This is a genomic window from Variovorax sp. LjRoot290 (genome assembly GCF_964253985.1).
Lineage (GTDB): Bacteria > Pseudomonadota > Gammaproteobacteria > Burkholderiales > Burkholderiaceae_C > Variovorax.
The window spans coordinates 158,221-181,450 of sequence record NZ_CAXURW020000002.1 but is presented as its reverse complement, the minus strand read 5'-3'; the positions used below and the strand labels follow the sequence as shown (position 1 = coordinate 181,450).

Annotated in this window: 20 protein-coding genes; 17 read left to right on the top strand and 3 right to left on the bottom strand. The window is 69.6% G+C overall.

Annotation, left to right across the window (positions count from 1 at the left end):
* Window positions 1–4: 4 nt before the first annotated feature.
* From ACSQ9A_RS29790 to ACSQ9A_RS29770, 5 genes are read left to right on the top strand one after another with little or no spacing between them, the layout of a single operon-like run.
* Window positions 5–370, top strand: coding sequence for a GPW/gp25 family protein (locus tag ACSQ9A_RS29790; RefSeq protein WP_436296884.1), 366 nt, complete (start codon window positions 5–7; stop codon window positions 368–370).
* Window positions 367–2,847, top strand: coding sequence for a putative baseplate assembly protein (locus tag ACSQ9A_RS29785; RefSeq protein WP_436306522.1), 2,481 nt, complete (start codon window positions 367–369; stop codon window positions 2,845–2,847). The genes ACSQ9A_RS29790 and ACSQ9A_RS29785 overlap by 4 nt, the downstream gene beginning before the upstream one ends.
* Complete coding sequence (locus ACSQ9A_RS29780; protein ID WP_436306521.1) at window positions 2,844–5,807, top strand: putative baseplate assembly protein; 2,964 nt, start codon at window positions 2,844–2,846, stop codon at window positions 5,805–5,807. Before ACSQ9A_RS29785 ends, ACSQ9A_RS29780 begins: the two co-directional genes overlap by 4 nt.
* On the top strand, window positions 5,804–8,116 hold the full coding sequence (locus ACSQ9A_RS29775) for a hypothetical protein (RefSeq protein ID WP_436306520.1): 2,313 nt from the start codon (window positions 5,804–5,806) through the stop codon (window positions 8,114–8,116). The genes ACSQ9A_RS29780 and ACSQ9A_RS29775 overlap by 4 nt, the downstream gene beginning before the upstream one ends.
* A 10-nt stretch (window positions 8,117–8,126) precedes the next feature.
* Entirely contained in the window at window positions 8,127–11,558 is a 3,432-nt protein-coding gene (locus ACSQ9A_RS29770; protein WP_436306519.1) for a DUF6519 domain-containing protein, read from the top strand.
* Window positions 11,559–11,679: 121 nt separating this feature from the next.
* On the opposite strand, the gene ACSQ9A_RS29765 is transcribed toward ACSQ9A_RS29770, so the two are convergent.
* Window positions 11,680–11,943 carry a hypothetical protein gene (locus tag ACSQ9A_RS29765; protein WP_436306518.1) on the bottom strand — a complete coding sequence of 88 codons (264 nt, stop codon included), beginning with the start codon at window positions 11,941–11,943 and terminating at the stop codon, window positions 11,680–11,682.
* 207 nt (window positions 11,944–12,150) lie between these two features.
* Here ACSQ9A_RS29765 and ACSQ9A_RS29760 point away from each other — a divergent pair, with 207 nt between their 5' ends.
* A complete protein-coding gene (locus ACSQ9A_RS29760; RefSeq protein WP_436306517.1) occupies window positions 12,151–12,651 on the top strand; it encodes a hypothetical protein in 501 nt (166 codons plus the stop codon).
* Window positions 12,611–13,261, top strand: a complete 651-nt coding sequence (locus tag ACSQ9A_RS29755; RefSeq protein ID WP_436306516.1) for a DUF7281 domain-containing protein — start codon at window positions 12,611–12,613, stop codon at window positions 13,259–13,261. Before ACSQ9A_RS29760 ends, ACSQ9A_RS29755 begins: the two co-directional genes overlap by 41 nt.
* Window positions 13,262–13,606: 345 nt before the next feature.
* On the opposite strand, the gene ACSQ9A_RS29750 is transcribed toward ACSQ9A_RS29755, so the two are convergent.
* Complete coding sequence (locus ACSQ9A_RS29750; protein ID WP_436306515.1) at window positions 13,607–14,011, bottom strand: hypothetical protein; 405 nt, start codon at window positions 14,009–14,011, stop codon at window positions 13,607–13,609.
* A gap of 356 nt (window positions 14,012–14,367) precedes the next feature.
* Between ACSQ9A_RS29750 and ACSQ9A_RS29745 the strand changes: the two genes are divergently transcribed.
* From ACSQ9A_RS29745 to ACSQ9A_RS29735, 3 genes are all read left to right on the top strand, one after another.
* The gene (locus ACSQ9A_RS29745; protein ID WP_170855510.1) at window positions 14,368–14,964 is read left to right on the top strand and encodes an RNA polymerase sigma factor; all 597 of its coding nucleotides are present in this window, start codon (window positions 14,368–14,370) and stop codon (window positions 14,962–14,964) included.
* A gap of 291 nt (window positions 14,965–15,255) precedes the next feature.
* The gene (locus ACSQ9A_RS29740; protein WP_436306514.1) at window positions 15,256–15,873 is read left to right on the top strand and encodes an anti-sigma factor family protein; all 618 of its coding nucleotides are present in this window, start codon (window positions 15,256–15,258) and stop codon (window positions 15,871–15,873) included.
* Window positions 15,874–15,878: 5 nt separating this feature from the next.
* Window positions 15,879–16,715 (top strand): caspase family protein, encoded by an 837-nt coding sequence (locus tag ACSQ9A_RS29735; protein WP_093103664.1) that lies wholly within the window; start codon window positions 15,879–15,881, stop codon window positions 16,713–16,715.
* Between the two features lie 11 nt (window positions 16,716–16,726).
* On the opposite strand, the gene ACSQ9A_RS29730 is transcribed toward ACSQ9A_RS29735, so the two are convergent.
* Complete coding sequence (locus tag ACSQ9A_RS29730) at window positions 16,727–17,620, bottom strand: alpha/beta fold hydrolase (protein ID WP_436306513.1); 894 nt, start codon at window positions 17,618–17,620, stop codon at window positions 16,727–16,729.
* 250 nt (window positions 17,621–17,870) lie between these two features.
* On the opposite strand from ACSQ9A_RS29730, the gene ACSQ9A_RS29725 reads away from it, so the two are divergent.
* From ACSQ9A_RS29725 to ACSQ9A_RS29695, 7 genes are all read left to right on the top strand, one after another.
* Complete coding sequence (locus tag ACSQ9A_RS29725) at window positions 17,871–18,443, top strand: hypothetical protein (protein ID WP_436306512.1); 573 nt, start codon at window positions 17,871–17,873, stop codon at window positions 18,441–18,443.
* Window positions 18,444–18,649: 206 nt separating this feature from the next.
* Window positions 18,650–19,222 carry a hypothetical protein gene (locus ACSQ9A_RS29720; RefSeq protein ID WP_436306511.1) on the top strand — a complete coding sequence of 191 codons (573 nt, stop codon included), beginning with the start codon at window positions 18,650–18,652 and terminating at the stop codon, window positions 19,220–19,222.
* Between the two features lie 69 nt (window positions 19,223–19,291).
* A complete protein-coding gene (locus ACSQ9A_RS29715) occupies window positions 19,292–19,621 on the top strand; it encodes a hypothetical protein (protein WP_436306510.1) in 330 nt (109 codons plus the stop codon).
* A gap of 29 nt (window positions 19,622–19,650) precedes the next feature.
* Entirely contained in the window at window positions 19,651–21,285 is a 1,635-nt protein-coding gene (locus ACSQ9A_RS29710; protein ID WP_436306509.1) for a DUF4384 domain-containing protein, read from the top strand.
* Window positions 21,269–21,697 carry a hypothetical protein gene (locus ACSQ9A_RS29705; RefSeq protein WP_139191642.1) on the top strand — a complete coding sequence of 143 codons (429 nt, stop codon included), beginning with the start codon at window positions 21,269–21,271 and terminating at the stop codon, window positions 21,695–21,697. Before ACSQ9A_RS29710 ends, ACSQ9A_RS29705 begins: the two co-directional genes overlap by 17 nt.
* 31 nt (window positions 21,698–21,728) lie before the next feature.
* Window positions 21,729–22,451, top strand: a complete 723-nt coding sequence (locus ACSQ9A_RS29700) for a GIN domain-containing protein (RefSeq protein WP_436292863.1) — start codon at window positions 21,729–21,731, stop codon at window positions 22,449–22,451.
* A gap of 62 nt (window positions 22,452–22,513) precedes the next feature.
* Entirely contained in the window at window positions 22,514–23,125 is a 612-nt protein-coding gene (locus ACSQ9A_RS29695; protein ID WP_436306508.1) for an OmpA family protein, read from the top strand.
* The last annotated feature ends 105 nt before the right edge of the window (window positions 23,126–23,230 follow it).

Sequence of the window (23,230 nt, the reverse complement as noted above, 5' to 3'; positions counted from 1 at the left end):
CACCATGGACACCGACATCGGATTCCCCTTCCGCATCGACGGCCGCGGCCGCAGCGCGACGGTGTCGCGCGAGGCGCACTTGCGCGACCTGATCGAGCAGCTGCTGTTCACCGTGCCGGGCGAACGCGTGAACCGGCCCGATTTTGGCTGCGGCCTGATGCAACTGGTGTTCGCGCCCAACAGCCCCGAGCTGGCGGCCACGGTGCAGGCGTTGGTGCACGGCTCGCTGCAGCAGTGGCTTGGCCACCTGATGCGCATCGACGAGGTCAGCGCCGAGAGCGAGGACGCGACCCTATCGGTGACGGTGCGCTACACGGTGCTGGAAACGCAGCAGACCGGGCAGGCGCAGTTCAGGCGGGAGATCACATGAACGGTCAATACCTCTGCAGCAACCCGGGACGCGTCGCCGCCGTGCGCCAGGCCGCGCAGGCCGATCCACCGCGGGCCTTCAACGGCATCGAATACCTGGAGGTGGTGCATGGCCAGCCGCGGCTGATGCTGCATTTCGTGCAGGACCTGTCCTTCGCGCCGGCCGCGCCGCTCGCTGCATCCAACATCGAGATCCGCGGCGGCGTGCGCGTGCGCGACCCGCGGGCCATCGGCGTGGCGGCCAGCGGCGACGTGCTGACGGTGGAGCTCGACAGCATCGGTGACTTCTCGCGCTACGAGCTGCGGCTGGTGGCCTCGGCCGGCTCCGACGCGCCGCCCGACGGCATCGACCCGGCGCTGGCGCAGATCGCATTCGGCTTCAAGGTCGACTGCCCCAGCGACTTCGACTGCCGCGTGGAGGACGACTGCGCGCCGCTGCCGCAACGCGCGCCCGACATCGACTACCTGGCGCGCGACTACCAGAGCTTCCGCCGGCTGGTGCTGGACCGGCTGTCGGTGCTGATGCCGAACTGGAAGGAACGCAGCCCGGCCGACCTGATGGTCACGCTGTCCGAGGCGCTGGCCTTCCGCGCCGACGAGATCGCCTACTTCCAGGACGCAGTCGCGACCGAGGCCTACCTGGGCACGGCGCGCCAGCGCGTGTCGGTGCGCCGGCATGCGCGGCTGCTGGACTACGCGGTGCACGAGGGCTGCAACGCGCGCACCTGGGTGGCCTTCGAGATCGATGCCGCGGCCGACGGCCAAATGCTCGCCGCCTGCGACGGCGCGACCGGCCTGGACGGCACGCTGCTGCTGACGCGCGCACACGGCTCGCCCACGCGGCTCGGCTCGCCCGACAGCGCGCAGGCCCTGGTCGCGGCCGGCGCGCAGCCCTTCGAACTGCTGATGCCCCTGCAGCTCTACAGCGCGCACAACGACCTGCGCTTCTACACCTGGAGCGACGAGGCCTGCTGCCTGCCGCGCGGCGCCACGCGCGCCTTCTTGCGCGACGATGAGGCGAACCGCCTGCGCCTGCGCGTGGGCGACCTGCTGCTGCTGGAGGCGCGCGCCGGCACCACCAACGGCCTCGCGCAGGATGCCGACGCGCAGCAGCGCCACGTGGTCCGCCTCATGCACGTGGACCCCGAGGCCAGCCCCGGCCGCGCGCCTTCGCCCGTACCGCGGCGCGACCCGGTCACCGAGCAGCCGCTGGTCGAAGTGCAATGGCAGGCCGAGGACGCGCTGCCCTTCGACCTGTGCCTGTCCAAGGTCATCGCCGGCGTGCTGGTGCAGGACATGGCCGGCGCCTGCGCCAACATCGCGCTGGCCGACCACGGCTTCAGCGCGCCGCGCTTCGAGTCCCTGGTGCCGGTGCCCGGCGGCCGCGTGCCGCGCTTTCGCCTGGCCCAGCCCACGCTGCTGCCGTGGACGCGCCAGGCCCTGGCGCGCGATGCGGCCGGCCAGCCGCTGCTGGTGGATCCGGCCGCCAGTGCCACCGCCGCGTTGCGGCGCGACCTGGCCGACACGCGCGAAGCGGTGCTGGTGACCAGCGACGGCGATCGCCGCCGCTGGAGTGCCCGGCGCGACCTGCTGCAAAGCGGCGGCGCTGCCGCCGAGTTCGTGGCCGAGACCGAAGGCGACGGCCAGGTGCTGCTGCGCTTCGGCGACGGCGTGAACGGCCTGCGCCCCGGCGCGGCCGAGGCCTTGTCGGCGCGCGTGCGCGTGGGCAACGGCAGCGCCGGCAACGTGGGTGCCGACGCGATCTCCCATGTGCTGTGCAACTTCGATGGCATCACGCGGGTGCGCAACCCGCTGCCGGCCGCCGGCGGCGTGGACCCTGTCACGCTGGCGCGCGCGCGCATGGACGCGCCGCAGGCCTTCCGGCGCCAGGAGCGCGCGGTGACGGCGCAGGACTATGCCGAGGTCGCGATGCGCGACGGCCGCGTGCAGCGCGCCGTGGCCACGCGGCGCTGGACCGGCAGCTGGCACACCATGTTCATCACGGTGGACCGGCGCGGCGCCGAGGGCATGGACCCGGCCTTCGAGGACAGCCTGGCGGCCTTCATCGACCGCTACCGGCTGGCCGGGCACGACGTCGAGATCGACGCGCCGGCCTACGTGGCGCTGGACATTGCGCTGCACGTCTGCACCCGGCCGGGCTATTTCGGGGCCGACGTGCAGCGCCGGCTGCTGCGCGTGTTCGCCACCACCCCGGGCGGCTTCTTCCACCCGGACCGCTTCAGCTTCGGCGAGCCGGTCTACCTGAGCGCCGTGGTCGCCGCGGCGATGGCGGTGCAAGGGGTCTCGCATGTGGAGCCGCTGCGCTTCCAGCGCCTGGGCCGGCAACCGGACGGTGAGATCGACGCCGGCCGCATTGCGATGGCGCGGCTGGAGATCGCGCGGCTGGACAACGACCCGAACGCGCCCGAGCACGGCCGCATCCAGTTCGAGGTGCATGCGGCGGAGGAAATGAAATGAGCAGCGACGACACCCCGCTGGACGGCTGCCACTGCTGCGAGGGCCAGGCCGAGCCCGGCGTGATCTACAACGCGCCCGGCCTGTCCGCGCTGTCTTGGCGCATCGACACCCAGCCCGGCTTCTACCAGCGCATGCTGGCTCGGCTGCCGCTGTGGCATGTGCCCGGCGTGCCTGCAAGTGCGCCGCGGCCGCTGGGCGCGCTGCGCACCCGCGAGCCCGACGACGCGGCCGTCGCGCTGGTGGACGCGTCCGCCTGCGTGGCCGATGTGCTGACCTTCTACCAGGAGCGCATCGCCAACGAGGGCTTCCTGCGCACCGCCACCGAACGCCGCTCCGTGCTGGAACTGGCGCGCGCCGTCGGCTACGAACTGCGGCCCGGTGTGGCCGCCAGCGTGCACCTGGTCTTCACCGTGGAGGACGCCGCCGGCGCCCCGGGCGTCTGCGCCATCGCCGCCGGCGCGCCGGTGCAAAGCGTGCCGCCGCAGGGCAAGCTGCCGCAGGTCTTCGAGACCAGCGAGCCCATCGTCGCGCGCGCCGAATGGAATGCGCTGCGTCCGCGCCAGACGCGCCCGGCGGACCTGGCCTTGCTCGACGTGGCGGGCACGCGGCGACTGGTCATGCTCTATCCCGAAGGCAGCCTGGCCAGCGAGACCGCCGGCCTGCACCCGGCCCTGAGCAGCGGCAGCCTGTACCGGCTGGACCCCGGCCTGGCCGTGGAGCCCACGGTCGATGCACTCGACGTCGCGCGCGTCTACCTCTCCGACCAGGCCAGCGGCATCCAGGCCGGCGAGCTGCTGCTCTTCGTCGGCAAGAACGGCAGCCAGTTGCGCCACCTGGTGCTGCGCGCGCTGGAGGTGGAGGACGAGCCCGCGCTGCGCCGCGTGCGCATCGAACTGGAGCCGCTGCCCGACCCGGTGACGCCGGCAGCGCCGCCGCTGCTGCACTGGGCGGTGCCGATCCTGTCCTTCTCCTTCGGCGGCTACGCGCAGGCGCAGATCGAGAGCGTGCCTTTCACCAGCAGCGCGCTCGGCAGCACCATTGCCAGCCAGAGCTGGAAGGAGAACGAGCTGCAGGCCATGATCGCGATCCAGGGCTGGAGCAGCCTGCAGCTGGTGCAGGCGATCACGGCCAGCGTCAAGCCCCCGTCCAAGCCGGTGGCGCCCGAGGCCGGCACCTTCAGCTTCTCGCAGCGGCTGGGCTTCTTCGGCCACAACGCGCCCAAGTGGGGCTCGCTGCCCGCCACCAACACCAAGGAGCCGGTCTACACGAGCGGCTGGGACGACGGCGACCCGCTCTCCGGCGGCGGCTCGCTGGGCGCAAGCCGCAACATCTGGACCGACTCGCAGGGCAACAGCAACCTGGCCAGCACGGTGCTGCCGCCCTGCCATGCGCTGCTGGAGCGCCCGGTACCCAAGCTCGCGCCCGGCAGCTGGATGGTCTTCGACGCGCCCAGCGAGAAGGCCACCGCCTATGCCCTGTTCGACGCCCGCGAAGTCTCGCGCGCCGACTATGGCCTGTCGGCGCGCGCGACGGCGCTTCGCCTGGCCGATGGCAGCGGCCAGCCCCGAAGCACTGCGCCTTCGGAGGCCTTCCTGTTCCGTGACACCACGGCCCATGTCGCCAGCCGGCGCCAACCGATGGCCGAGCTGCCGATCGAGTCGCCGGTGGAAGCGGGCAGCAAGCGCATCGAGCTGTCGACCATGGTGCTGGGCCTGGCGCACGGCCAGCCGCTCGCCTTCGTCGGCCCGCGGCACGACCTGCCCGGCGTGGATGCGGCCGAAATCGCGTTGCTCGACGAGGTGGAACATGGCGGTGGCCGCAGCATGCTGGTGCTGCAGCAGCCGCTGACGTACAGCTACCGGCGCGAGGGCCTCCAGATCCACGCCAACGTGGTTCGTGCCACGCATGGCGAGAGCGTGCAGGAGGTGCTGGGCAACGGCGACGCGAAAGAACCGTTCCAGCGCTTCACGCTTCGCAAGCCGCCGACCACGCACTTGACGGCGGCCTCGGCCACCGGCGTGAAGAGCACGCTGGAACTGCGCGTCAACGGCCTGCTGTGGACCGAGCAGCCTTCGCTCTACGGCGCCGCGCCTGACGAGCATGCATATGCCACGCGCATCGACAACGAGGCGCGCATGGAGATCCTGTTCGGCGACGGCCGCAGCGGCGCGCGCCTGCCCAGCGGCCAGATGAACGTGCAGGCGCGCTACCGCAGCGGCATCGGCCCGGACGGCGAAGTCGCGGCGCGTACGCTGACCATGCTGCGCGCCATGCCGCTGGGCCTGCGCGGCGTGAGCAACCCGCTGCCGGCCAGCGGCGCCCAGGGGCCCGAGCACCTTCATGATGCGCGCCGCAACGCGCCGCTGACCTTGCTGGCCTTCGAGCGCGTGGTCTCGCTGTCGGACTACCAGGACTTCGCACGCGCCTTTCCCGGCATCGGCAAGGCGCGCGCCGACCTGGCCTGGGTCGACGGCAGCTCGCGCGTGCTGCTGTCGGTGGCCGGCGCCACCGGCGGCGCGCCGGGCGCCGAGGTCATGGACAACCTGTGCCAGGCCATCGCCGACCTGTCCGATCCGTCGCAGCCCTTCGTGCTGGGCGCCTCGGTGCTGCGCTACTTCCGCTGCACGGCGCGTGTCGCGATCGATCCGCGCTATGAAGCCGACACCGTGCTCGCGGCTTGCAGGACGAAGCTGCAATGGGCCTTCAGCTTTGATGCGCGCGACCTGGCGCAGTCGGTCACGGCGGCCGAACTGCTCGCACTGCTGCACCAGGTGCCGGGCGTGGTAGCGGTGGATCTTGACGTGCTGCAACCGTATGGCGAACCGGCGGCGGCCGCCAGCGACATGCAGGTCGTGCCGGCGTTTGGCGGGCGCTGGGACAGCGCGGCCAAGGCGATGAAGCCAGCCGAGCTGATGCTGCTGAACCCCGCGGCACTCGAACTGGTGGAGGCCACGCTATGAGTCTGCTCACCCCCGAACGGCTCTACCAGCTGCTGCCGGTCATCCACCGCCTGCGCGATGGCGAGCAGGGCGCGCCGCTGCGCGCGCTGCTGGCCGTGATCGAAAGCGAACTCGAAGCGGTGGAGGCCGACTCCGCGCGCCTGTACGACAACTGGTTCATAGAGACCTGCGACGAATGGACCGTGCCCTACATCGGCGACCTGCTGGGCGCGCGGCCGATCCGGCCGGTGCCCTCGGCAGGCGTCAGCACCCGCGCCTGGGTCGCCAACACCATCGCCTACCGCCGGCGCAAGGGCACGGCGCTGGTGCTGGAGCAACTGGCGCGCGACGTCACTGGCTGGCCCGCTGCGGCCGTGGAATTCTTCCAGCGCCTGGGCACCACCCAGCACATGAACCATGTGCGCATACGTCCCACCGCCACGGCCTGCGTGCGCGACGCCGCGGCGGCCGAGCTGGCCCAAGCCTCGGTCGGCGCCTTCGATCCCTTCGCCCACACGCTGGAGGTGCGCAACGCAGACACGCGCGGCGGGCGCTTCAACATCCCCAACGTCGGCCTGTACCTGTGGCGCCTGCGCTCACAGCACCTGGGCCTCGGCGCGCCTGGCGCCCCTGCCGACATGACGAGCGCCGACTTCATCAGCGCGCGCCTCCACGCCGAGGGCTTTTGGCACATGCATCCGGCCGGCGTGGACGCGCCGCTCTTCAACCGCCCGCGCACCGAGACCGGCGGCAGTGCCATCACCCAGGCCGCGCGCGAGGAACACGCCAGCGCGCCGCTGCGCGAACTGGCACTGCATGCCGAACTGGAACGGTTGCGGGCAGGACAGGCCGAACCGGCGGCGCGCTTCATGACCGAACGCGATCCGGTGCTGCGCTGCTTCGTGCAACTGGCCGGCGAGACCCTGCCGGTGGAGGTGCCGCGAGAGGACATCTGCATCTGCGAGATCCCCGACACCGTTGAACTGGCGATTCCCACGCCACGCGTGCTGGCACTGGACCTGCGGCGCGGCCGCATCGGCTTTCCCCCCGCGCTCGAGGTGGAGCGCGTCTGGCTGCATGCGGCCCACGGCAGCGTCGCCGACATCGGCGGTGGCCCCTACGAGCGCAGCGCGGCCCTTCGCGCGACGAACCGCGCGGCCGATGGCAGCACGGCCGACGAGGACGTTGGCGGCTTCTTCGACCCCCAGGTCTGGCAGGTGGGCGTGTCGCACCTGCTGCCCGACGACGGAAGCGGCCTCTTGTTCCCCACGCTGCGCGAGGCCGTCGACGCCTGGAACACGCAGCCGGCCGGTCGCACCGGCGTCATCGTGGTGATGGACAGCCTGTCGGAGATCGACACCGCGGCCGCGCTGGAGATCGAGATCCCCGAAGCCTCGCAACTGCTGGTGATGGCCGGCCAGTGGCCACTGCAGCCCATCCCCGGCGCACCGCCCGGCGGCGTGGAGCGCGTGCCCGGCCGCTTCGAGGCCCGGCAGGTGCGCGCGCATTGGGAAGGCCGGCTGCAGGTGCGCGGCACAGCCGATACCGATGCAGCGAACCCCGGCGCGCTGTTCCTGCATGGCCTGCTGCTGCAGGGGCCGCTGCAGGCCTCCGGCCACCTGGGGCAACTGGAACTGGCGCATTGCACGCTGCTGCCCGAGACGGTGCTGGGCGCGCAACACCTGACGGTCGGCGCCGACAGCCCGCGCCTGCAATTGCGGCTGCTGCAAAGCCTTTGCGCGCCGGTCGCCGTGGCCGGCCCGGTGCGCGGCGTGGAGGTGACCGACAGCATCGTCGGCCTCGGCCTCGCCGACGGCGCGGCAACGGCCGCGCTGGACGCGCCCGAGGCCGCGCTGGACCTGCAACGCGCCAGCTTCTTCGGCGCCGTCAACGCGCTGTCGCTCAATGCCAGCGACTGCATCTTCGACGCGCCGGTGCTGGCCGAGCGGCGCCAGATCGGCTGCGTGCGCTTTTGCTATGTGCCGCCGGCCTCGCAGGTGCCGCGGCGCTACCGCTGCCAGCCGCAACTCGAGACCGAAGTCCGCCTCGCCGCCCTGCCCGCCACCGCCACGGCGGCCGACAAGGACGCCGTGCGCGCCGAGGTCGAGGCCACGGTGCGGCCGCTGTTTGTCACGCGCCGCTATGGCGACCCGGCACTGGGCCAGCTGGAGCTGCGCTGCGCCGGGCAGATCCGCGCCGGTGCGGCCAGCGGCGCCGAGATGGGCGCCTACGAACACCTGCAGCAACCGCAGCGCGAGGCCAACCTGCGCGACGCGCTGACCGAATACCTGCGCCTGGGCCTGGCCGCCAGCGTGCATTTCGCCAATTGAGGAGGACACCATGAAAGCCGATCTCTCGCGCGAGACCTTCGAGCCCGGCGCGCACTACACCGCCGTGCGCATGCAGCAAGGCCGCGTGATCACCGATGCCGATTTCAACGAGCAGGGCGACATCACGCGCCACCGCGCCGAGCGGCTGGCCGTGGATGTGATCGGCGCCAGCGGCGCGCCGGCCGAGAACGCCGGCTTCGCGCTGTCGGCCGGCATGGGCGCGCTGGCGGTGCACGCGGCCGACGCCAACAGCGTATGGATCGCCGGCGAGGATGGCGCGCTGCTGGTCAGCACCAACGGTGGTGCGGCCTGGACCCTCGCCAGCACCGGCAGCACGCGGCACCTGCGCGCCATCGGACGCGCCGCCAACACCGGCTGGGCCGTGGGCGACGGCGGCACCGTGCTGCGCACCAACAACGCGGGCAGCAGTTGGACCGTGCAGAACGCCGGCAGCCTGCAGACGCTGCGCGGCGCGGCGGTGTTCGATGCACAGCACGCCTGGGCCGTGGGCGACGGCGGCCTGGTGCTGCGCACCGTGGACGGCGGCGCCAACTGGACGCGTCACGCCGGCGGCGTGGACCGGCTGTACGCCGTAGCCTTCGCCAGCGCGCAGGACGGCCTGGCCGTGGGGCCGGGCGGCGCCATCGTGCGTACGACCGATGGCGGCGCGGCCTGGAGCCGCGTGGATGGCGGCAGCACCGCAACGCTGCGCGCAGTGTCGCTGACAGGCGGCCAGGCCTGGGCGGTAGGCGATGGCGGCACCGTGCTGCGCAGCAACGACGGCGGTGCCACCTGGACGGCCACCACCAGCGGCAGCACCGCCAGGCTGCGCGCCGTGCGTTTTCGCGACGCCAACAACGGCTGGATCGCCGGTGACGGCGGCACGCTGCTGGCCACGACCAACGGCGGCAACACCTGGAGCGCGCAGCCCGTGGCCGGAAGCCCGGCGCTGGCCGGGCTTGCAGTGGCCGGCACCGAGGCGCCCTGGCTGGTCGGCGGCGGCCAGGCCTGGCGCGTGGCCGCCACCGGCGCCGGCGCGCCCGCGGCGCTACCGGCGGCCAGCCTGCGCATCGGCGCGGGCCGCTACTACGCGCAGGGCCAGCTGTGCGAATGGGAGCAGGCCGCCTCGCTGGCCAACCAGCCCGACGGCGGCTTGCCGTTTCGGCTCGCGGCTGGCACGCACCTCGTCTACCTGCGCGCCTGGCAACGCCATGTGAGCGCGCTGGAGGCCCCCGGCATCCGCGAGGTGGCGCTGGGCGGGCCCGACACGGCCACGCGCGCACAGCAGGTGGTACAGGTGCGCGCACTCGCCCTGCCGGCCGCGCCCGACAACGCCGGCTGGCACTGCGGCGCCGACATGGCCGCCTGGACCGCTCTGACCGCGCCGCCCGCCGCCCGCATGGCCGCCCGCGCCGAGCCCGAGCTGGCCGCGACCGGCGTCTGCGAGATCGCCGCCAGCGCAGGCTACCGCCGGCTGGAGAACCAGCTCTACCGCGTGGAAATCCACGCCGTGGACACGACCGGCGCAGCCAGCTTCAAGTGGTCGCGCGAGAACGGTTCGGTCGCCTACGCGGTGCAGGAAGTCAGCATCGACACCGCCGCCAACCGCACCACGGTGCGTCTGGCCGCGCGCGGCCGCGACGCCAACCTGGACCTGGCCCTGCACGACCGCGTGGAACTGGTCGACGACGAGGCCGAGTTGCAGGGCCGCGCCGGCCAGCTCTTCGAGTACCTGCACGATGGCAACGATGCGCTGGAACTGGTGCTGGCCGGCGTGCCCTCCGGCACGCTGGGCCAGGACCCGGCGCGCCATCCGGTACTGCGGCGCTGGGACCACACGTCGGCCACGGTCGGCGAGAACGCGCTGGCGGTGGAGGAAGGCGACTGGATCACGCTGGAGGACGGGGTGCAGATCCGTTTTGCGCCCGGCGGCAGCTACCGGCCGGGCGACTACTGGCAGATCCCGGCGCGCACCGTCACGGCCGACGTGGAATGGCCGCGCGACGGCGACGGCGAACCCGTCGCCGAGCCGCCGGCCGGCGTGCGCGACGGCTGGGCCCGCCTGGGCCTGGTGACGGTGGATGCCAACGGCCTGGTCACGGCCATCACCGACTGCCGCGACCTGTTCCCGCCGCTCACCAGGATGATGCAACTGCTCTATGTGGGTGGCGACGGCCAGGACACCACGCCCGGCGGCGCGTTGCCCGAGCCGCTGCGCGTGCGCGTGATGCGCGGCGCACTGCCGGTGCCCGGCGCGCGCGTGCGCTTCACGGTGGAGGTCGGCGCCGGCAGCGTGGGCAGTCCGCCGGCCGACGCCTTCGACGCTAGCTGCAACGCCCAGGGGCTGGCCGAATGCCCATGGCAGTTGGGCACGCCGCAGCACCAGCGCGTGCGCGCGCATCTGCTGACCAGCGGCGGCAGCCCCGTGTCCGAGCAGGTGCTGGTGTTCGCGGCCACGGCCACGACACCGGCCACCAGCGATGGGGGTGGCGGCTGCGAGATCACCATCGGCGAGGGGGGCAACTTCCCTGAATTGAGTAGCGAACTGCTGGAGAAGCTTCTGGCTGCGCGCCCCTCGCTGTGCATCTGCTTCCTGCCAGGCCAGCACCGCCTGGAGGCCGGCCTGCAGCTGGACGCCGCGAACACGCGACCCGCGCGGCGCCTATCGCTGCACGGCTGCGGGCCTACGGCGGTGATCGCGGCTGCCGGCCCGATCGCCCTGGCCGGCTTGGCCGCGCTGGAACTGCGCGACCTGCAGCTGACGCTGAGCGGCCGCGCGCTGATCGCGCTGAACAACAACGCCCAGGTCGAACTCGACGGCGTGCACGTGGCCGGCAGGAACGACAGCCAGCTGCCCTGGCTGGCCGTGGGCAACGCGCGCGTGCTGCGCATGCGCGGCTGCACGCTGCCGGCGGCGATACGGGCCGCGGCCGTGTTCCAGGAGATCACCAGCGTCTGCGAAATCACGCACTGCCAGTTCGCGGGCGACGTGGCGTTCTACGGCATCCCCGACCCCGAGGTGCCGCGCGAAGCGCTGCTGCGCGCACTGCAGCCCGGTGATTTTGAGGTCCAACCCGGCACCGGCCAACTGGTCTTCGCGCACAACCTGGTGACGCGGCTGGCGCTAGGCGCGGAAACCATCAAGCTGCTGACCGTCAGACAGGCACGGGGCCTGTTCCAGACCGTGGTGCTGACGGGCAACACCTTCACGGCCGACATGGTGGTTTGTGCCGGCATCTTCATGAGCGTCACCGGCAACCACTTCACCGCCGCCGAAACGCGCACCAACACCTACGGCATGATGGTCGCGCGCCGCGCCGCCGCGAGCGGCAACGTCGGCGAGCTGTTCGGCGACCACGCGACGCTGTGGTTCCTTGTGACGAAGGGCGAGTTCCGCGGCGCGGCAAACATGGTGTTCACGATTCCGCAGTCGGCGTCGTAACGGGGCCGAGCAGCCGCGCCCTTCAAGGAGCCAGCTTCTGGATGCTCTCCAAGGAAGCGATTGCCTGAACCAGAGGCTCGTCGTGACGCGTCCTCACGCTCCCCGACGTTGCCCTGGCGTGTCAAGTGCCCTGTAGACTGTTGCCCTCGTTGATCAGCAGGCGCTTGCCGACGGCATAGCGATAGATCCACTTCAATGCAACCGTCTCTGCGAGGCTCTCGGCTGCGTCCTCCGCAGCGCGGAGCTCCTCGGCCAGGCTCATGACGCGGTGGCGGGCAAAGCTATGGACGGTGCCCTCGAGGTTGGGGCCCAAGGCGGCAAGCTGATCTTTGGCGCGAACCAGATCAGCACGAATGACGGTGACGGGGCGGCGATCGTCTTCCATGTCGTTCTCCTTGTCTGACACTGAGTTGCAGCAACCTCAGATTGAGTTCTGTTTGATTGACAAAATGGCTCTCGCTTCGTCTTGAGCTGGCGGGCGGCACCGTCAGGCACTTCTCTGCCGAGCGACTTCGGTCGGTTTGCACGAGCTCATTTCGTGGGCAAGAGGCCACCACCACGTAACAGAGAGGCGGCGTTGGACAATCGCCCCATGACATCGATCTCCAATCGGCTTCTCGTCGACGCCGTGCTCAGCGTCGAGCGCATGACCTTCAAGGAACGCGAGCAACTTGCCGACGAAGTCCACGCCCGACAGCCCAACCTGTTCTTCTCGGTGCTCGCCCTTCGGCTGCATGGCGCCACCCTTGAGCAAATCGAGATGGTTCTGAATCTGCTACTCGTCTTCTATGAGGCGATGAAAAGCAGCGGCAAAGCCTGGCCGGTCATCTCCGAAGTCGTTCAGGAACGTTGCCTGAAGCGCATCTCCGCACGCGTGCGCTTCATCGAGGGCCTGACGCCGCAGCAGCAAGCGCAAGCCATTTCGGACGCTATCGCGGACCATCCCGAGCAGCAGTTGCTCGCATACGTCCGCGGAAAATTCGGGGAGCACGGCCTTCTGGGCATCGAATCCGAGACGGAAAAGATGCTTATGCTGGCGGCGCTGAACCTGGTTGAGTGCATCGCGGAGGCAGCGCCGAAATCAACCCAGTGAGGCTGCATCTCTACAGAAGAGTGCCAACCGGCCCACGTTGCGGATCACGGAACATGTCCAACTACCAACTCCACCGTATGGTGCTGATCAATGCCGGTTCCAACCAGCACGTTCCCACACGCCCGACGGCACTTACCTTGTAGTGAAGGGGGCCGTAGCGGCGCGCATCGCCTGCCAGCGGCTCATGCTCGTCGAGAACCTGGAGACGTTCCGAGAATTGGAGACCTACCGATGGATCGACTACCAAGGCCTGTCGGTCCTGGCGATCTATCGCGGCGACGTCCACCTCTCCCCTTCAGCCCCACGCGAATGCATCCTGGCGCGCACCGAGCCCCTCTGGGCTTTCGTGGACTTCGATCCGGCAGGGCTGGTCATCGCCAATGCGCTGCCCCCTGACAGGCTGCAGCGCCTTGTGCTCCCCGACCCGGCATGGTTGGCCGAGGCCGCAACGACGAGCGCGGGCCGCTCGCTCTACGGCGCCCAGGAGGCGAAATCTCGCGGCGCCCTGGCTAAGTCTTTCAACCCGGAGATCAAGCGCTCCTGGCTCGACTTCCAACGACTCAAGGGCGCCGTCACGCAGGAACGAATGCGCTCGGCGCCGGCGCCGTAGCGCTCAGCCGGCTGAATGACCTGGAACAGTTCTGTCGCTGTCCTAGGGAGACATTTCTTGGAGTAGTCGCTGAGGCGCTGAGGTCAGGGCGTGCGGATCTCATCGAGGCTGCGGGATCGACGCGCCCACCGGCAAGCGGTATACATGCATGCAGACTGTTTGACGTCACCGAAAAGAGCTTGCAACAGGCGTAGGGTCCGTACACGCCTTACGCCTCGAGCAGGAGAAGCGCTGTGAGTTATGACGAACGCGATGCTATGGGCGAGAGCTGCCAGCAGATCCAAGGGCTCGCATGCTCTGCTCACGCACGTTCTCGCCACGCAAACTCCGGATGGCGAACAACATTCACCCCCTCTTCGCAGCAGGTCTGTCAGTTCGCCAGGCCACAACTGCGCGCTGTGAAGAATTCGCAGGATGCGAACGCAATCCTTTCCGACCCCGGTAGGCCACGATGTACGGCGTGCGGCGAACGATCAGCTCGCGCGTCCCTTCGATGCGCCCTGGACGCCCGCCCTCTGGAAACTGCAACAGCAACAGCAACAGCACTTGCGTGGCGATGCGCTCGTCCACTGCAATCGCGGCGCGCGGGTCGATCTCTGGTCGATGTTCGAAACGCCGCGCATGCGGGGCCTTGCTTCGATGAGCGACCCCGTGCTGCTGGCGCCGGCCCGGGCACTTCGATCGACACGCTTCGACCTCGGTACGCAGCCAATTCGGCACCTCTAGCGTGTCGCGGTTGATGATCACCACCAGCAACTTCGACCGCAGCAGGGCACGTCTCAGGGTGTCGGACAGCGGGGCGCGCCTCGTCCTCACTGAAGAACACGCTCAGGTCTCGCTCGCGCAGCCTTCTGGCAAGGTCCGACGCGTAGCTCTGCGATCCACGCGGCGGGCCGCCTAGCGCGAAGGAGATGAATACGTCGTAACCGAAAAATCGCGAGGCAAATGAGACCTTCGGCGCTTGCGGGGAAGGCGGTGTGGTTGGCGTGTCCTTCACGGGTCGATTCTGGCTGATGCCGCCAGTGGCGCACGCAGCCCCATTCATTCCGATGGGTGATGACGTTATATTGCGTCACCGTCACCCCCGCCGCACCGCCACCGCCCGCATGGACAACGACGAGGTCAATCAGCTGCTCGTACGCATCGGCCGCGAAGACCAGGCAGCGTTTCGTCAGCTGTACAAGGCGTTCAGCCGAAAGGTATACGCCTACGTGCTCAACATGCTGAACGACCACGCGCGGGCCGAGGAGGTCCTGGTGGACACGCTTTATGAGGTCTGGCGCCACCCCCAGCGCTTTCGCGGCGATTCGCAGTTTTCCACGTGGCTCATCGGGATCGCACGCAGAAAGGCGCTGATGGTCTATCGGGCGCGCCGGCCCGACGAGGTGCATGGAGATCTTGAGGACATCGCCGAGATCACCGCCTCGGACACGCCTGACGGCTACGCGGAGTTGGCGGGCAAGCAACGGCGCGAAGGCGTACAGCACTGCATGGGCAAGCTGTCGGACGAGCACCGCGAATGCCTGCACCTGGTGTTTTACGAGGGCATGGGTCTGGCTGAAGTGGCAGAGGTACAGAATTGTCCCGAGGGCACCGTCAAGACGCGCCTGTTCCACGCCCGCCAGAAGATCAAGAAATGCCTGGAGTCTCTGCTGCGCAGCGAGGGCGGCGCCCCCGACGCCAAAGGCGCGCTCGCATCCTGAAGCTTGCGGTGTACGTGACAAGCGCGCAAAAATAAACTGAACCTTCGGCCGACCTCGCGCAACCCAGAGGCGACACGGGCATGTCCCGTGCAGGTAGATCGGGGTCTCGGTGCGGTCGGTCGCGCGCGCTATATTGCGTGATCTCACCACAGTCGCCGCTTGCATGGACAACGATCGGGTCAGTTACGGGCTCGTACGAGCCGAAGAATTCTGGGTGGTCACCATGGTCGAGATCCTTTCATCGCTGCCGCACCGCAAGGGTGCGACCGTTGCCACGGGAGCACAGGCATCATGAACAAACGCTTCGAAGAACTGCTCCCCTGGTACGCCAACGGCACGCTGGGAGCCGAAGAGCGCGCCTGGGTCGACGCCTACCTGGAACAGAATCCCGAGGCCCGGAGCGAGTTGGACTGGTATCGCTCGCTGCAGCAGCGCGTACAGGAAAACGCCCCGGCCGTGCCGGCAACGATCGGCCTGGCGCGCGCCATGCGCCTGATCCAGGGCGACCGTCCGACCTTGGCCGAGCGCATCGGCGCCTTCTTCGGCAACTTCGGCATGCGCCCGAGCTATGCGATGGCCGGGCTGGCGCTCGTGGCAGTGCAAGGCGGCGTGATCCTGAACCTGCTCGGTGACGTACGCGAGAACGAGAACGAAATCCGCGCACTGCACGCGGTTCGCGTCGAAGAGGCTCCGATGCTGAAGATCAGCTTCGCACCCGACGCCAAGGAGGCCGACATCCGCATGCTGGTGGTCCAGGTTCACGGCGAGCTGGCCGGCGGTCCGGGCCAGCTGGGCGACTACTACCTGCGCGTGCCGGCCGGCAGCGAAGCGGCAGCGCTCGCCCGGGTGCAGGCTGCCCCGATCGTTCAGGCCGCCTCGATGGCGCCCGGCGTGCCGCCTCGGGAGTAGCCGCCATGGCCACGCTGCTGACCCGCCGTATGTTGCTGCGCTGCACATTGGGCGCCGCAGCGCTGCCCTTCGGTCCCGCCATGAGCGGCCCTGCCGACGCCAACGTCGCCGAGTCGCGCATCGCCCTGGTGATCGGCAACGGCGCGTATCGCACTGCACCGTTGAAGAACCCGCCCGGCGACGCCAGCGCTGTCGCGGCGGCGCTGCGCGGCCTTGGCTATGACGTGACCCTGCGTCAGAACACGCGGCTGCCGGAACTGATCGAGTCGCTGCGCGAGTTTTCGGTGCGCGCTCCGAAGGCCTCGGTTCGCATGCTGTTCTATGCCGGCCACGGCGTTCAGGTGAAGGGCCGCAACTACCTGGTGCCGATCGACGCCGACCCGCAATCGGAAGCGGACATCCAGCGTCAAAGTGCGGACGTCGGCGAGTTCGTCGACCGACTCAGCGCGATTCCCACCGGCGTCAACATCGTGGTGCTCGACGCCTGCCGTGTGAACCCGTTCGCCGGCGGCGTCATTGTCGGCCCCGATGGACGGCGACTGCGATTCCGCGGCGCGACGCCGGGTGGCCTGGCCACGCTCGATGCGCCCGTGGGCACCCTGGTGGCCTTCTCGACCGCGCCGAACGGCGTGGCGCTCGACGGCGCCAGCGGCAAGCACAGCGTCTATGCGCGTCACCTGCTGGCCAACCTGCCGACGCCGGGGCTGCAGATCGAGCAGCTCTTCAAGCGGGTGCGCATCGGTGTGGCCGAAGATACCGGCCGCGCGCAGGTGCCCTGGGAGTCGTCGAGCCTGACAACCGACTTCTGCTTCAAATCGGACGACAAGGGGCGCTGCGGGTAGGCAAACCGCGCTCACGCGTGGTCGTCCAAGAAGCGCTCGAGTTCGCGCGCGAAGCGCAGCGGCTCACTGACATGCGGCGAATGGCCGGCACGCGGGTAAACCGAGATCTGCGCGTGCTTCACCGTGTCGCGATACCAGGCATCGAGCGGCAGACCGGCGTAGTGCGGGCTGCGCGCCCCGAGCACGACGAGCAGCGGGGCATCGAGGCGCGACAGCGACGCGCGGAAGTCGGCATGCGCCATCGACTCGGCGAGGTCGAGCAATGGCCGGACATCGATGCGTCCCAGGCGCCGGCGCAGCATCCGTCCGAGCGATGCTTCGACACCCAGCTGGCGCTTCAGCCAAGCGCCGCCGAACGTGCCGACCTCGTTCAACAGCGTCTCGGCCAGATCCTGGCGCGCACCCGCGATCAGCCCCGACAGCATCGTCGCGCTGCAGCCGCCGAACAGCCCGAGACGCCAGCTGTCGTCCGTCACGATGCGCGGCGACTGGTCGACCAGCGCCACCGCCGCGACGCGCTGCGTGCCATACAAATGCAGATACTGCATCAGCGTCAGCGCGCCCATGGAGTGCCCGACCAACGCCGAACGCTGCAGCCCGAAGTGATCGAGCATCTCGGCCAAGTCGCAAGCCAGTCGCGCCAGCGTGATGCTGCCGCGCACCGGCCGGCAGCTGCCATGGCCGCGCGCGTCCCAGGCGAGCACGCAATGACGCCGCGCCAGCCGTCGCGCCACCGGCATCCAGTCGCGATGCGAGCACCCGACCCCGTGCACCAGCACCAGCGGCGGGCCTTTGCCGAGAACGTAAACGGGAACCACCTGACCATCGCTGGCCGTGAAGCTGTCGTACTCGCCGGCACCAGGCGTGCCGAGGCCCACCAGCCCGAAATTGCGCAGCGCGTTCAAGGCGCCGCGCAGGCCCGTCAGGCGTGGCGGGTGCGGAGGCGGTTCAGGCGGAGCCCTGTCGAGCATGGCGGGCAATCCTACGCTGGCGCGCAGCCCGCCCGACATCCGCTTGAACCCTTCTCAGATCCTCGGCCAAGGCCTGAACAAATCGTTTGAACCGTTCCCGAACCGGCCGCAACCCATGGAGCGGGAAGGCAGGCAAATCGGCAAGCCCCACCATCAACCTCGTCACCACTCTCAGGAGATCATCATGCAACTCGTTCGCAAAGCTTCCGCCCTCGTCGTTCTCGGTCTCGCCTTCGGTGGCGCGATCGCCGGCGAGATCACCGGCTCCACGGTGCTGTCCACCGGCGCCGTCAACACCTCGGCCGGCTTCCTGGCCACGGCGCGCCAGAACATCGGCGTGGCCGAACAGAACGGCAAGATCACCAACAGCACCGTGATCGTCAACGGCGCCAACAACACGGCCGCGGGCTTCCTGTCGACGGCGACGCAGAACGTCGGCCGCGCGACGCAGGACGGCAAGATCACCAACAGCACGATCATCGGCAACGGCCTGAACAACGTGGCAGCCGGCTTCCTCAGCACCGCCACGCAGGAGGTGGGCTTCGCCAAGGACAGCGGCGTGGTCGAGAACTCGACGGTCATCGCCAACGGCGCCAGCAACACGGCCGCCGGCTTCCTGTCCACCGCCCGCCAGCAGATCGGCGGCGCCCAAGGCAACGGCAAGCTGTCGAACTCGACGGTCATCGCCACCGGCTCGGTCAACACCGCCGCCGGCTTCCTGTCGACCGCCGACCAGAGCATCGGCGTCGCCAAGTAAGCCGCTGCCGCTACTCCCGCGGCCTGTCGCCGCCCGGCCCGCCCGCGCACCCGCGCCGGCGGGTTTTTTCATTCCTGCAGCTCGCCTTGTCCGCCGCGAATGCCAATTCGCTTGAACCGTTTGCGGACCCGCCGCAACCCATGGAGCGGAAGGCAAGCAAGCGCATGCCTCCATCCCCAACCCGCCAACCCTTCAGGAGATCCACCATGAAATCCGCTCCCAAACTTTCCATCCTCGCCGCGCTCGGCCTCGTCTTCGGTGCCGCCATGGGCGGCGAGATCACCGACTCCGGCGTGTTCTCGACCGGTGCTGTCAACACCTCGGCCGGCTTCCTGTCCACCGCGCGGCAGAACGTCGGCGTGGCCGAGCAGAACGGCAAGATCCGCAACACGGCCGTGATCGTCAACGGCGCGGTCAACACCTCGGCGGGCTTCCTGTCGACGGCCAACCAGAGCATCGCCCGCGCTACCCAGAACGGCCAGATCAGCCAGACCGCCGTGGTCGCGCAAGGCGTGAACAACACCGCCGCCGGCTTCCTGAGCACCGCAAACCAGGAAGTGGGCTTCGCCAAGAACGACGGCAAGGTCCAGGGCAGCTTCGTCGGCGCCACCGGCGTGAGCAACGTGGCCGGCGGCTTCCTGGCCTCGGCGCACCAGCAGATCGGCGGCGCGCAAGGCAGCGGCAAGCTGACGAACTCGACGGTGCTCGCCACCGCCCAAGTCAACACCGCCGCGGGCTTCCTGTCCACCGCCGACCAGAGCGTCGGCGTCGCGAAGTAAGACCTCGTCCTTCTTCTTTCCCTGCGCCGGCGTCTCCCCCGCCGGCGCTTCCCCACCCAGGAGACCACCATGAATGCAAGCCTCGCCCTCACCGCCCGCATCGTCCTCGCCGCCGTCACGCTGGGCGCCGGCGCCCACGCAATGGCGGGGCAGGAGCTGATGGGCGTCGATACGCGCTTCCGCGCGAAGATCGCGAAGGAAAAGATCCGCATCGCCGCCCAGGAGCGCAAGGCCGACGAACAAGGCAAGTCACAGGGAAACTCCCTGGGCTCCACCAGCTGCGGGAGTCAGAGCATCGGCAACATCGACACCGGCGGGCGCATCGGCGCCGCGCCGCGCGAGGTTTTCGTGTTCGCACCCAACGCGATCAACATCGTCGGCCGCGGCGGGTGCCGCTGAGCGGACGTCCCGCAGAAGGGAGATCTCACATGAAACCGCCCAAAGTCGCGCGCCTCCTCGCGCTTGCCGCCGCCCTCGCCGCACTCGCCGGCTGCCAGACGCTCGAGGTCAAGCAGCCCACCATCGAGCAGACCAACGAGATCCGCAAGGGGCCCGAGGACCGGCCCCAGCGCTCGATCACCGGCTTCTCGCATGCGCTGCGCTGCATGGACACGCTCTTGCTCGACTACGGCGTGCGTGACATCACGATGCTGACCGAGGAAATCGCCGACGAAACGAAGAAGCTGAACGCCGGCACGCGCGACATGCTGATCTCGTCGGTGTCGGACATGTCGCGGCGCAGCCGGGCGGTGCGCCTGGTCGCGTTCGGCAAGGACACGGCGAACGTGATCAGCTACCTCGCCTCGGCGCAAAGCGCGTCGGCCTACCAGGCCATCCCGCTGTACGACATCAAGGGCTCGGTGTCGCAGTTCGACGAGAACCTGGTCAAGAACCAGAAGGACATCGGCATCGGCTTCGCGCCCTTCATCAACCTCGGCGCGGCAAAGGATGCGGGCTCCAGCATGCTGGCGCTCGACCTGAGCGTGCTGACGACCAGCGACATGGCGGTGCTCGCGGGCGTCACTTCGCGCAACTCGGTGATGATCCTGAAGCAGGGCAGCGGCATCGACGGCGATGCTGCGTATCACAAGTTCGGCATCAACTACAGCATGAACCTGGCGAAGGCCGAAGGCCAGACGCAGGCGCTGCGCGGGCTGGTCGAGCTCGCGGCGGTCGAACTCATCGGCAAGCTCACCAAGACTCCGTACTGGACCTGCCTGGGCGTGACCGATCCGAAGAAGAACGACGAAACGCGCCTCGAGATGTTCGACTGGTATCACGCGATGGCGTCGACGCGTATCGAGCTGATCGCCTACTTCCAGAACCAGCTGCGCCGGCGCGCGTTCTACGACGGCCCGATCGACGGCGAATTCAACCCGGCCATCGACGAGGCGATCGCGAGCTACCGCGCTGCGCTGGGCCTCAGCCGCGAGGCGGTGCTCAACGAGGAGTTCTTCTACGCCTTCCTCGCCGCCGACCACACCAAGATCAAGCGGCCGGACCAGCCTGCACGCTACGTCGCGCCGGCCTCGGTGGCCGGAGCCCCCGCATCGATCCCGGTGGCCGCAGCCGCAACGACCGCAACAGCCGCAAGGGCCGCAGCCACCCCGGCAGCCGAGGCGGCCCACGCACAGGCGGCGGCGCTCAAGCTCTCGCTGACGACCCCGAAGCAGCAGACCCGCTTCGCCCGCGGGGAGGCGATCAACCTGGCCCTCGCGCCCTCGCAGGATGCGCATGTCTACTGCTACCTGCAGGACGAGGAGGCCAAGGTCATCCGCTTCTTCCCCAACCGCTTCGCCCGCGACTCGCGCGTCGCCGCGGCCCAACCGCTCGCGCTGCCCGGCGCGATGCGCTTCCAACTCACGATGAACACGAAGGGCGTGCCCGAGACCATTTCCTGCTTCGCGACGCAGCGTGACGTGATGGCTTCGCTGCCGCAGGCGCTGGTCGGCGCCGACTTCGAACCCCTCCCCGGCGCCACGCTCGAACTGATCCGCAGCGCCTTCGTCAAAGCCAGCGGCGGCACGCTCGCCCAGGAGAACTTCCGTGTCCAAGCCAAATGAGTCCCGTCCTGGCCGTGCGAAGCAGCTCGGCATCCGCCTGGCCGCTGTGAGCGCGGTCGCCCTGGTCGCCGCCGTCGGCGTCCTGCAACTGCCCCTCGGCGCGACGGCAGGCGTCGCCACCGCGGCCGCCCCCACCGACGATCGCGTCGGGTCCGGGCTCCCGCCCGCCCCCCCGGCCTCGACGCCGGTGCCGAGACAGAAGGCGCAGGGCACCTATCGGCTGCGCTGCTGGCAGTACGGCCGCCTGCTGTTCGACGAGGGGCCGGTCACCCTGGGCCCCGACGCACGGCAGGGTGCGAAGCTGGTGGCGATCGACCGCGACGGCGGGGCGGTGATCGTCACCGATGCCGGCTGGACCACCTGTCAGGCGCGCCCCTACCCCGCGCCACCCAACCTCGCGCTGCCGCGCTGAGGCCAGCTCATCGCAACCCAGGAGCCGCACCATGAACTGGTTCACCCGTGTGTTCCCCGTGCGGGGGACGCTTCGGGCCGCGGCTTCGGCCGCGGTTCTTGCCGCGATTCTTGCCGAGCCGGCACAGGCGGCCACCGAGACCCGCAGCGTCGCCGACTTCGACCAGGTCGTGTTCGCCGTCGCCGGCGAGGTCAGCATCGAGCAGGGCCCGCGCGAGACGCTGACCCTGGAAGCCGAGCCGGCGGTGCTGCGCAAGATCACGACCGAGGTTCAGGGCCGGCGCCTGCTCATCGGCCTGGCGCCCGGCCGGATCGAGACACAGCAGCCGATCCGGATGAAGCTCGGCGTCCGGACGCTGCGCGTGTTCGAGTCGCGCACGGCCGGTGCGATCAGCATCGGACCGCTGCGCAGCGACGCGCTCGCGCTGGTGCTGGCGGGCGGCGGCTCGATCCGCCTCGATCGCCTGGAAAACGCGCGCAGCCTCGACGTGCGGATCACCGGCGCCGGCGAAGTCGCTGTCGGGGGCGGCAAGGTGATGGCGCAGCAACTTGCCATCACCGGCATGGGCAGCTATTTGGCACCCAAGCTCGCCAGCGAGCGCGCCGAAGTCACGATCGATGGCAATGGCGAAGTGCGACTTGCTGCCAGCACCACGCTGGCGGTGCGCATCGGGGGTGTCGGCCACGTGCGCTATCACGGCGACCCGGTGGTGACACGTTCGATCCGCGGCATCGGGTCGATCGAGAAAGATTGAACCGACCAGGCGGCGCGCGCAACCCATGGGCATCGACGAATCCAACGCCCAAGGAGCCCGAAATGACCTGCTACTTCAGCACCCTCGCCCTCGCCCTCGCCGCCGCCCTGATCACCCCCCAGGTGAAGGCCGAGAAGGTGATCGTCTATCGTGAGGGCCAGCTCGTGAACCCGCTGGACGTGGCGGCGGTGCTCGGCAAGACCCGTTCGATCCGCCTGCTCGATGATGCACCTGCCGCCCCGACGAAGTTCGTCGCGGCGGCGGCGGTCGCACTGGCGAAGACCTCGGCGCGTACCTCGGCCTCTGCGCCCATTGCGCGTGATGACTCGAACGCGGACGCCTCGGCGCTGTCCCTGCCGGTACGCTTCGCCTTCGACTCCGCTGACATCCTTCCGGCCGCACGGGCCCAGCTCGACGCGCTGGCCGAAGGCATCAAGCTGCTTGTGCCGAAGAGCATTGTCACGGTCGAAGGCCACACCGACGCCGTCGGCAGCGATGCCTACAACCTCGAGCTGTCGCGAGGCCGCGCCCGCGCAGTGCGTGACTATCTGGTGCAGCGCCACGGCATCGACGCCGCACGCCTGAAGACGGTTGGTTATGGCGAAGACCGGCCGATCGCAGACTCCGATCCGTACGCCGCCGTGAACCGTCGCGTGCAGTTCCACGGCTCCTGAACGGACGATCGCGCGTACCCAGGGCCCGCACCACGGCCGCGTCGCGGCGGCCGCGCGCTCCCCTTGTGCCGCCGCTGCGCAGCGCCGAGAATGGGATGCGATCGC

Excerpts from the sequence above, each read along its gene's own strand:
- ACSQ9A_RS29790 (WP_436296884.1), top strand. The coding sequence starts at position 5 with ATGGACACCGACATCGGATTCCCCTTCCGCATCGACGGCCGCGGCCGC.
- ACSQ9A_RS29785 (WP_436306522.1), top strand. The coding sequence starts at position 367 with ATGAACGGTCAATACCTCTGCAGCAACCCGGGACGCGTCGCCGCCGTG.
- ACSQ9A_RS29780 (WP_436306521.1), top strand. The coding sequence starts at position 2,844 with ATGAGCAGCGACGACACCCCGCTGGACGGCTGCCACTGCTGCGAGGGC.
- ACSQ9A_RS29775 (WP_436306520.1), top strand. The coding sequence starts at position 5,804 with ATGAGTCTGCTCACCCCCGAACGGCTCTACCAGCTGCTGCCGGTCATC.
- ACSQ9A_RS29770 (WP_436306519.1), top strand. The coding sequence starts at position 8,127 with ATGAAAGCCGATCTCTCGCGCGAGACCTTCGAGCCCGGCGCGCACTAC.
- ACSQ9A_RS29765 (WP_436306518.1), bottom strand. The coding sequence starts at position 11,943 with ATGGAAGACGATCGCCGCCCCGTCACCGTCATTCGTGCTGATCTGGTT.
- ACSQ9A_RS29760 (WP_436306517.1), top strand. The coding sequence starts at position 12,151 with ATGACATCGATCTCCAATCGGCTTCTCGTCGACGCCGTGCTCAGCGTC.
- ACSQ9A_RS29745 (WP_170855510.1), top strand. The coding sequence starts at position 14,368 with ATGGACAACGACGAGGTCAATCAGCTGCTCGTACGCATCGGCCGCGAA.
- ACSQ9A_RS29740 (WP_436306514.1), top strand. The coding sequence starts at position 15,256 with ATGAACAAACGCTTCGAAGAACTGCTCCCCTGGTACGCCAACGGCACG.
- ACSQ9A_RS29735 (WP_093103664.1), top strand. The coding sequence starts at position 15,879 with ATGGCCACGCTGCTGACCCGCCGTATGTTGCTGCGCTGCACATTGGGC.
- ACSQ9A_RS29725 (WP_436306512.1), top strand. The coding sequence starts at position 17,871 with ATGCAACTCGTTCGCAAAGCTTCCGCCCTCGTCGTTCTCGGTCTCGCC.
- ACSQ9A_RS29720 (WP_436306511.1), top strand. The coding sequence starts at position 18,650 with ATGAAATCCGCTCCCAAACTTTCCATCCTCGCCGCGCTCGGCCTCGTC.
- ACSQ9A_RS29715 (WP_436306510.1), top strand. The coding sequence starts at position 19,292 with ATGAATGCAAGCCTCGCCCTCACCGCCCGCATCGTCCTCGCCGCCGTC.
- ACSQ9A_RS29710 (WP_436306509.1), top strand. The coding sequence starts at position 19,651 with ATGAAACCGCCCAAAGTCGCGCGCCTCCTCGCGCTTGCCGCCGCCCTC.
- ACSQ9A_RS29700 (WP_436292863.1), top strand. The coding sequence starts at position 21,729 with ATGAACTGGTTCACCCGTGTGTTCCCCGTGCGGGGGACGCTTCGGGCC.
- ACSQ9A_RS29695 (WP_436306508.1), top strand. The coding sequence starts at position 22,514 with ATGACCTGCTACTTCAGCACCCTCGCCCTCGCCCTCGCCGCCGCCCTG.